General features: G+C 59.4%; 11 protein-coding genes. 9 read left to right on the top strand and 2 right to left on the bottom strand.

The genetic code is table 11. The annotated features are described in order from the left end of the window. Nucleotides 1-1100, top strand: a 1100-nt coding sequence (locus N181_RS03200; RefSeq protein WP_210172808.1) for an adenylate/guanylate cyclase domain-containing protein, incomplete at its 5' end; no start/stop codon positions are given. A 207-nt stretch (nt 1101-1307) separates the two neighbouring features. Here N181_RS03200 and N181_RS03195 read toward each other — a convergent pair. Further along, nucleotides 1308-2747, bottom strand: coding sequence for a LuxR C-terminal-related transcriptional regulator (locus N181_RS03195; protein ID WP_060563236.1), 1440 nt, complete (start codon nt 2745-2747; stop codon nt 1308-1310). A 173-nt stretch (nt 2748-2920) separates the two neighbouring features. On the opposite strand from N181_RS03195, the gene N181_RS03190 reads away from it, so the two are divergent. The 8 genes from N181_RS03190 (at nt 2921) to N181_RS30860 (ending at nt 8086) form a co-directional block, all read left to right on the top strand. Then, the gene (locus N181_RS03190; protein WP_153451330.1) at nt 2921-3163 is read left to right on the top strand and encodes a hypothetical protein; all 243 of its coding nucleotides are present in this window, start codon (nt 2921-2923) and stop codon (nt 3161-3163) included. Nucleotides 3164-3210: 47 nt separating this feature from the next. Further along, complete coding sequence (locus tag N181_RS03185; RefSeq protein WP_060563234.1) at nt 3211-4098, top strand: DMT family transporter; 888 nt, start codon at nt 3211-3213, stop codon at nt 4096-4098. Nucleotides 4099-4193: 95 nt separating this feature from the next. Beyond that, nucleotides 4194-4916, top strand: a complete 723-nt coding sequence (locus N181_RS03180) for a DUF1194 domain-containing protein (RefSeq protein WP_060563233.1) — start codon at nt 4194-4196, stop codon at nt 4914-4916. 480 nt (nt 4917-5396) lie between these two features. Beyond that, a complete protein-coding gene (locus tag N181_RS03175; protein WP_060563232.1) occupies nt 5397-5891 on the top strand; it encodes a nucleoside deaminase in 495 nt (164 codons plus the stop codon). An 87-nt stretch (nt 5892-5978) separates the two neighbouring features. Then, complete coding sequence (locus N181_RS03170; protein ID WP_060563231.1) at nt 5979-6497, top strand: GNAT family N-acetyltransferase; 519 nt, start codon at nt 5979-5981, stop codon at nt 6495-6497. Between the two features lie 468 nt (nt 6498-6965). Continuing rightward, a complete protein-coding gene (locus N181_RS35450; RefSeq protein ID WP_081318975.1) occupies nt 6966-7325 on the top strand; it encodes an HNH endonuclease in 360 nt (119 codons plus the stop codon). A gap of 387 nt (nt 7326-7712) precedes the next feature. Beyond that, nucleotides 7713-7922 (top strand): adenylate/guanylate cyclase domain-containing protein, encoded by a 210-nt coding sequence (locus N181_RS34470; protein WP_234886020.1) that lies wholly within the window; start codon nt 7713-7715, stop codon nt 7920-7922. After that, nucleotides 7919-8086 carry a rhodanese-like domain-containing protein gene (locus N181_RS30860; RefSeq protein WP_162267705.1) on the top strand — a complete coding sequence of 56 codons (168 nt, stop codon included), beginning with the start codon at nt 7919-7921 and terminating at the stop codon, nt 8084-8086. The genes N181_RS34470 and N181_RS30860 overlap by 4 nt, the downstream gene beginning before the upstream one ends. 34 nt (nt 8087-8120) lie before the next feature. Here the strand turns inward: N181_RS30860 and N181_RS03165 are convergent. Continuing rightward, nucleotides 8121-9015, bottom strand: an 895-nt coding sequence (locus N181_RS03165; RefSeq protein ID WP_483439684.1) for a tetratricopeptide repeat protein, incomplete at its 5' end; no start/stop codon positions are given.

The raw sequence follows: 9015 nt of genomic DNA, 5'->3' as shown, positions 1-9015 counted from the left end.
CTCATCCAGATTGTCGCGCTGATCTCAGCCAGATTGTCGCTCTACAGGGCAGCGTGTGTTGCATGTATCTTGGCGGGGGGACTGTGCGCTTGTCGAGGCCTGCCTTTATCGTTCAACGACACCTTGCAGCGATATTTTCGGCTGACGTCGCGGGTTACACCCGATTGATGAGCGCCGATGAGGTCGGGACGTTACGTCTCCTCGCCTCTCATCGGGAGATGACCGACCGCCTTATCCCGCAACACGGCGGTCGTATTGCCAACACCGCGGGGGACGGCATTTTGGCTGAGTTCCCGAGCGCTGTAGATGCTCTTCGATGTTCACTCGACATCCAGGAGAAAGTCGCCAACGTAAATGCGGAAGTTCCTGACGAGCGACGTGTAGTGTTCCGTATTGGCATACATGTCGGAGAGGCAATGATCAGGAATGGCGACCTGTTCGGCGACGGAGTAAATATCGCTGCCCGTATGCAGACTTTGGCTGAGCCTGGACTGGTATGCCTCTCGGCAACCGCCCACGAGTATGTCTGCAGAATCTTCCCGGTGCATTTCGAAGACCTTGGACCACAGCGGGTCAAGAACCTCGATACGCCAGTCCACGCGTATATCGCTCGGCCGGCGGGGCCACCATCGTTGTATTCCATTCCGCCGATCCATCGAAATAATGAGGCCAATCTTGTAAGGCGCTGCCACACGATCTTCCGCGATGCGCTGACGGAGGTCTCCAGACGGGAGGGCCTGGAGCCGATCGAGTTTGCAATACTTGCATCGCTCGGCGATGCGCCGGGGATCAGCCAGCGCGTGCTTGCAAAGCGAGTTGGTATTGACGCCGGGACCGCTCGGCGAATGATCAAGCGACTGGAGCGTCACGGGTTGGTTCAGCAGCTATCAAAATTGGACAGGCGGAACGCTCTTGGGCTGATGCTGACACAATCGGGTGCCGAGCTTTATCCGCGGTTGCGCCCGGCAATGGATGGCGTTTTGGACCGCGCCATGGCTCCCTTGTCAGATCACGAGCGGGAATCGCTTAGAGACCTTTTGGCAAGGATAATTATGGCTAACGAGGCCAGAGGCGAGAATGGGCGGGCCCGAGACGACTGAGCCGCGGCTAGATACGCTTTCGTGACAGGTAAAGCTTCCGACGCCGAACGGCAGTTCTTGGCGCAACCAAGTACTTCGGAGAGCTCCGCCGAACGGCAAGTTTTCCACCCATTGCGATCCTTCTGGATCGTTGGGTTCCATCGGCATGCCGCACCGGCCACGGCACGCTGCTGGTCGATGCCGTGTTTCGCGCGAAAAGCGGGGAGTTCAAGCGAGCCCCGCCAATGCGGAGGCCTGGCGAATGGCGAGCACGGCATCCGGGTTCGTCACGGGACGGCCCGCGATGAAGCGTTCCACGGAAAAGTCGGGAAATTCAGCTTTCAAGCGAGCCGTAGCCTTGGCCACCTCGCCGGTCTCGCCCACGGCCGCATGCGCAAGCGCCAGGAACATAAGCACGTCCGGCGACTGCGGTGCGCTTCTGTGGAGCGCTGCAATGGCCTCCGCATGCCTGCCGGCGACGAAGAGGATGCGACCCTGCATGGCGAAATACCAGGGCGGGGCCAGCGGATTGAGTCGCATTGCGCGCTCCATGAGCGGAATCGCCTCGGACGGATCGCCGACAACAAGAGCCCTGCTGCCGGCCAGCAGCGCCAGTATGCCAGCGTGGTTGGAACCGTATTCGAATGCACGCCGATGCGCGCGCTCCGCCCCCTCGAGGTCGCCAAGGCATGCCCTGAGATCGCCAAGGGAAGCGTAGGCGCAGCTGTCCGTCGGGTCGAGCTGCAGCGCGTTTTCAACCGCCGTCCGCCAGTTTTCGATCGACGTTAGCAGATCGTCGCCAAAGCCGTTGCAGGCCTCCATCGAATAGGCATAGCCGAGCTCGGCCCAGGCATTGGCGAAGGTAGGGTCAAGTTCCAGCGCGCGTGAAAACAGGCGGATTGCCTCGGCATTCCCGGCGCGGCTGAACGTAGTGTGCTGTTCGAGCGCAAGCAGATAACAGTCGTAGGCACCCAAACTGGCCGGCGGCTTGCGGCGAACAGCCTTGCGGCCGACCGTGGCGAGCGTGCCGAAACTGCCGGCGAGCACATTGATGATGCTTTCCGCCAGGCGGTCCTGCAGCGCGAAAACATCCTCGACTGGGCGGTCGTAGCGCTCGCGCCACAGGCTGACGCCGGTGCGAGCGTCGGCAAGCTCGATCGTCAACCGAATCCTATTGTCGTCCGCGCGCAACCGGCCCGATACGAGATAGGTGACGCCTAGCGCCTTGCCGTCCGCCGCGAAATCGGCCGGCTTGCTACCCAGCGATTTCATTGTGTGGAAAGCGATGACAGGCAACCCCGCGTATCGCGCCATGTCTATCGTGATATCTGACGACAGTCCGTCGGCAAGGCGGAGCCATCGCTCTTCGGAATTCAAGCATTCGATTGGGAATATGGCGAGCACCGGCGGGGCGTCAGACAAAGGTAAAAGGGCGTCTGGCTGCGCTGCGGAGGTGCCGGTAAAGTACGCCGCGAGCCCGATCTTGCTATGCACTCCAAGTTTTTCGTAGATGGTCGCGAGGTGAGTGCGAACAGTGGTCGGGGCAATGAAAAGTGCCTTGCCGATTTCACGGTAGGTCAGGCCGGACGCGAATTTTTCTGCGATCGCGCGCTCGCGATTCGACAAGGCATCGAGCGCCTGAGCTTTCGAAGTGTGACCGAGCATCATGGTGACCCCCGTCCCAGGAAGCTTCTTCGCTGCCGTTCAGGAGAATACTACAGATGCAGTAGGTCGAATACTGCATCTGTCCGATCGCACCGCAGACGCACACGTTGCAAGATTCGCGCTGCAACAAGCCGCAATCGGCCGGGGGCCGTACGATCTGTTTCCATAGTGCTGACATGCACGATCTTGAGTTTTCCAACGCCAAGATGCCGTGGTTCGCAAACGGATGCGGGCCGTTGCTGGAACCAGACGTGAAAACGGCCAGCACTCGCGTACGTGCCGACAACCTAGCCAATGCCGCCCGCAAGGGCTGGAACAACGCGTCTCTATCGATCGTCAGCGGCTTAAAGCGGAAGTTCGAGGAGCTGAGGCTCCAATTGATCGTCGGCCGGCATCGCACTCAGTTGGCAGACGGTTAGCAAGCAGACATCCGCCCCTTTGGCGCAAGTTTTGTCGAGACATCCACATGTCGAAGGTACAGGCCAACTGTCTGCTTCTGCTTGCCGCCGCCTTTTGGGGTTTCGGTAATGTTGCACAGAAGACCGTGTTGAATCATCTCGATCCTCTCAGCGCCGTGGGTATGCGCTGCCTGATCGCGGGGCTCATGGCCGCGCCATTGACGATGCTCGAATGGAGAAGAAAATTTGGACCAGGCTACTCGATGAGTCTCATCAAAGTATGCATGCTGTTTTCAATTTCCATCGCCATCCAGCAGGTCTCCTATCTCGGCACCTCGGTCACCAATGCGAGCTTCCTGGTGAACACTGCAACGGTGATGACACCGCTCGTGGCCTGGTTGCTGATTGGCGCGCGCCCGACAGCGATCGGCGGGCTTGTGGCCGCCACGACATTGGTCGGAGTGCTGCTGCTGTCCGGAGGCCTGACCGACAGCTTCAATCAGGGCGATCTCGCTGCGATACTTTCGGCCGCGTGTTACGCGCTTTGGATGGTGCAGCTTGGCCACCACATGCAGACCCACGGCGCGCCGGTAACGACGGCTGCCGCTCAATTCCTCGCCGCGGCCGTGATCACTCTGCCCCTCGGCGCTCTTCAGGGCAATTTATCGCCGGCTGCCATCAAAGATGCGGGCCTGGAACTCGCAGTGCTCGGCATCTTCTCGACCGCAGCCGCCTTCGGCATCCAGACAATCGCTCAACGCTTCACTTCCGCCAGCCATGCCGCCGTGATCGTCAGCGCGGAGAGCGTGTTCGGAGCGATTGGCGCGGCCATATTTCTCGGCGAACGGCTGTCGCCGGTCGGTGCAGTCGGTGCAGCGCTCGTATTTGGATCAATCACCTTGCTGTCTCTGTCGACCAACAGGACCGAAATCAGCAAGCCGGCGGTGGCAGACTGAGAACCCGTGCGCATCCCGATACGACGAGTGTCTGCAGAAACATCGCATGTCCCGCCTGCTGATATTGACGGAACAAGAAACTGGAGGGGCCAACAATGAGCGTGAACTCATTCTTGAGACTGGCGGGGACGCTTGCTTCCGTGTTTTGGGGGCTGCAGGCACATGCCGCCGATGTTGATGCCGCCATCGTATTCGCGGTCGATTTCTCATCCTCGATCGACCCAGATAATGCCGACCTGCAGCGCAAGGGACATGCCGCGGCCCTTACTTCGCCCGAGATCGTTGCGGCCATTACCGGCAATCATCTTGGTTGCATCAGCATTGCGTATTTTGAATGGGCGAGTCCGGGGCGCATAAGGACCGTGCTGCCCTGGACGAATATCTGCGGGCTTGAAGATGCCAAAGCAGCCGCCCTGGTAATCAACGAGAGGGGGGACACTGGCTTTAGCCGCGGGGGGCGAGGCGGCACGTCCGTTTCCTCGGCCATCGACGTTGCAAGCCTGTTTCTCGATCAGTTTCCAGGAAGGGCCACCAAAAAAATAATCGACATCTCCGCCAATGGCGAGAATAACGACGGGCTTCCTGTTCAGCCGAGCAGGCTGAAGGCAATTGCCAAAGGATACACGATCAACGCGATTGCTATTCCAGCCCAGGACGAAAATCCTGGCCATCAGTTGGCATCCTATTTTGCCGACTATGTCATTGGTGGTCCCGAGGCTTTCGTAATGAAGCCGACGGGTCCAAGCGACTACGCCACGGCTCTCCGCCGCAAATTGGTGACTGAAATAAGTATGAACGTTGACCCACAATTCCCGTAAGAGAATTGACGGATGCGTTGGTGGGTAGGCGGCTGTACCGCCATTCGAGAGGCTTGCCTCGTGGTGCCGCCTCGGGAAGGCTTGCATGGGATGATCCCCACTCCAGCCGTAGCGCGCAGGCCGTCTTCGGGGATGCGGCGGTAAAGTCAGCAAATGGCGGATACTGGTGAAAAAGTCCGTTTTCTACAGCGTCTGATCTTTTGGAGGGCCGCAGAGGCCGACACAGAAAATTGCGCAATTAGGTAGCAACTGCCACCCGTCCCCCGATCGTTCTCTGACGAGCTTACACCTTCGATCTGTCTTGCTGACAAATTCAAAAAGGATCAAACTTGATTTTTGATACCTGTTCATGGGGGAAAGTCAGTAACCAGCGCCGGGAAGTGGCAACTTTCTGCTTGGCGGAGAACACAAATTACCCGCTCCGTTACCGGGGAAACATTGATGGTGAATGAACTGCGATAACTCTCAGGAGCTCGCAAAATGGTAAGCACCAAACGGCCCTATGATGAGTCACTTTTGCGGAAGGCCTTCGATGTGGCGCGGCGTTCGCGTGAAGGCGGGGATCACCCCTTTGGTTCAATTCTCGCCGACCATGATGGCAATGTTTTACTGGAACAGTGCAATGGCTACAGTTCGGAAGGTGGCGACCGCACGGCCCATGCGGAGCGGCTTCTCGCCACGCGCGCCGGCAAAGCCTATGATTTGGATTTTCTTGCCGGATGCACGATGTACACATCCGCGGAGCCATGCGCCATGTGCTCCGGCGCGATCTATTGGGCAGGCATAGGGCGCGTCGTGTTTGGCCTGTCCGAAAGAGAGATGAAACAACTGACGGGCGACCACGTGGAAAATCCGACGCTTGATCTCCCCTGCCACATCGTGTTCGCCGCCGGTCAGCGCCCAACGGAGGTCGTCGGCCCCATGCTTGCGGGCGAGGCGGCGAAACTCCACGAAGAATACTGGTCTCGCCGTTAATGGCACATCACGTCATTTCGTTGCGCAGCAAAACTCGGGAAGGAGCACCCGCTTTGCCGATGCAGAATTCGTGAGAGGGGCGTAGAGGTGGAACAGAACTCGGAGATCGGCCCAGCCAGACCTGACGACTTCCCTGCCATTCGAGGCTTGTGCAACGGCTTCATCGACTGGTGCCGGTCGCGCTATGGCGAGAACGCTTGGTTCGTCGACCGCTACTACACGCCAGAAGAATGGACCGCGCTCCTGGACAGCCTGCCGAGGATACACTCGGCTCCATATGGGGAGATACTTGTTGCCCGCCTGAACGGAAAGGCGGTCGGCTGTGTGATGATGCAGCGGATCGACGAACACACATGCGAGATGAAGCGCATGTTCATCAGCCCCGAGGGCCGAGGCTTAGGGCTGGGCCGCCGCCTCGCCGAGAACATCGTGCGCGTGGCTGCTGAGCGGGGCTACACCACCATGCGGCTGGATACCGGCCGCAACCACGATGAGGCGCTAAGCCTCTACCGCTCTCTCGGATTCCAGGAGATCGCGCCCTACTACGAAGCACCTCCTGAACTGCGCAACCATCTCATCTTCATGGAAGCCCCTCTGGCGGGGTAGCTCCGCATCGCCGTCTGCTGTGGGCCGCAAAGTCGTCATCCAGCGCACCGCCCGAAAGTTGTTTCCGATGAATAGGGAAACGGGGATGTGCTTGGCTGCATTAACGGGCGATCGTGTGAAGGTTCCCGGAGCAGGGTCGTCCCAGGCGAGCCTCCATGACTCGGAGCCATGATTGACCTCGTCTTCGGCGAATGACCGGCGGCGCTGCAGGTAGGGCGCGGAAGCGAGATAGTTGACAATCGCAACGCTTTGTCTAGCCTGAGACAGCGGAGGCAAGACATCAGCTTGCCTGGGGCTGATCAAGGCTCCCCAGCGAGTTGCCCAATATGGCGATCGACCGTTCAAGGACTGCGGAGTGGCGCATTTAGATGCGTCGTCTTGTGCGAGGATTCTCCTCCCAACTGAGGGGCGACCCTTCTGAGGTTCGCTGCACGTCCGCTTCAGAGATGAAGCAAAGGACGTGTCCTCATGAGAAACAGTCGCAAGATAAAAAAGCTCAGGAACAAAGCCGCCCAAGGTCAACAATGGCATTGCTACTACTGCCGAGAACCCATGTGGGACGAAGACCCAAGGGCATTCGGTGAGCGTTTCTCTCTGTCATTGGGGGAGGCGCTGCGATACCGCTGCACCGCGGAGCATCTCCACGAAAGAGGCAAAGCAGGGGCCGATGTCGAGCGCAACGTGGTCGCCGCTTGCCGTTACTGCAACAGGACTCGACACCGTGCGAAACGGCCGAGAGACGCGGCATCTTACGCGAAGCATGTCCGGTCCCGAATGGAAGGAGGACGATGGCACCCTTTCAGGCTGCGGCGACAGCCGGACCTTTGATCCAGACGATGCTTTGGCGGCAATCAATATAGGCGCGTCTTGATGTTCATCGTGATAGTCGCAGCCGTTTCGATCCTGGCGATGTCGCTCTAGCCCCTAGTGCAATCGCCACCGTAACCGTGATCCCTGTTGAAGGCAGAACTTGCGCGGCGTAACCTCCTCCAATGCCGGACGACGACGAACCCCCTTGGTTTCTGCCGGGCCGCAAAGGAAGCTGGCAGTCATTCTTGCGGCTGATGTCGCAGGTTACAGCCGCTTGATGGAGAGCGACGAGGAGGGTGCCCACGAGCGGCTGCAGGGGCTGCTGCGCGAGATTGTTCGGCCGGGCGCATCTTCAAGACCGCAGGGGACGGCTTCCTAGCGGAATTCGCAAGCCCCATCGAGGCGGTGCGCTGCGCCGTTGACCTCCAGCGAGCGACAGCCGAGCGGAACGAGGATGTTGCCCAAGATCGCCGACTGGTTTTCCGCATGGCTATCAACCTCGGAGATGTCTTAGCTGACCAGGACGATATATTCGGAGACGGCGTCAATGTCGCGGCCCGGCTGGAGGCCATGGCCGAACCAGGCGGCGTACTGAGGACTATGCGCGCTTGGTGAGCAAGACGAACGGCGAGTACAACGTGACCGGCGCGACGAAGATCGACGCCCAGACGGCCAAGCGACTGCATGACGGTGGTGTCAAACTGCTTGATGTGCGCAGCTCGGTGAGCTTCGGGCGATCCCACGTGCCAGGAGCTGTCAACCTGCCCAGTCGAGAGTGACGGGAAGCAATAGCGCTCAACGCCCGATGAGCACTCACTCCGGCAATCCGGCCATGCGATAGCCTTCGACGAACCGCTGGACTGTTTCCATGTCGCGGGCGGGTTGTGCCGCGGCCCAGTGCGTAATCGTGAATTTCGGGGTCATCGCCATGAAAAGGGCTGCCTCACGCATCGCCTCGTCTCTGCGTCCGAGTTGGGCAAGGCTAGCCGCCAGTATGCGGCGCGAGGGGCTGCGGTAGATCGTCTCCATGCGCAAAATCTTGACGGCTTCTTCATATTGGCAGGCCGCGTAATGCGCGAGTCCAAGCTGCCAATAATACCACCCGGCCGGGTGCGGATTCAGTCGAAGCGCCCTTTGGATCAGTTCGATCGCTTCCGATGGGCGACCTGCGAACGCCGCAAGCTCCGAACAGATGGCCAGGGCATCCGCATTGTTTGGTTCCAGCGCGAAGGCGGCTGCGAACTCTTCATCGGACTCGGGCCAGCGTTTTTCGTTGGCTAACAAAAATCCGATAAACCAATGACCGGCGGCGTCGTTCTCGTCCAATGCTACCGCCTGGCGGGCCAGTTCAAGGGCTCGTGATCGGTTCTCTCCCGTGGGTTCGATGCTCTGCGCCCACAATTGCCAGTAAACAAAAGCCAGCCAGCGAAATGCCTCCGAATATTCGGGGTCGATGGAGACTGCCTGGTTCAAGAGTATCTGGGCCTCGCGCAGCGCTTCTGGAGAACTGTTGAACGCTGAGACCAGACTTCGCCCACGGACACAAAGGTCGTAAGCCTCCAGGCTCTTCGGACGGTTGCGTGACGCTGATGCCGCCAAGCGTCCAACAAGGGCCTCGACGATCTTGTCTGTGACTTCGTCCTGTACGCCGAAAATGTCTGCGAGATTTCGGTCGAAGCGTTCGGCCCAGAGATGATCTCCGCCAACG

Origin of the sequence: Sinorhizobium fredii USDA 205 (assembly GCF_001461695.1) — a bacterium.
GTDB lineage: Bacteria > Pseudomonadota > Alphaproteobacteria > Rhizobiales > Rhizobiaceae > Sinorhizobium > Sinorhizobium fredii.
This window is presented reverse-complemented; position numbering and strand designations above follow the sequence as displayed.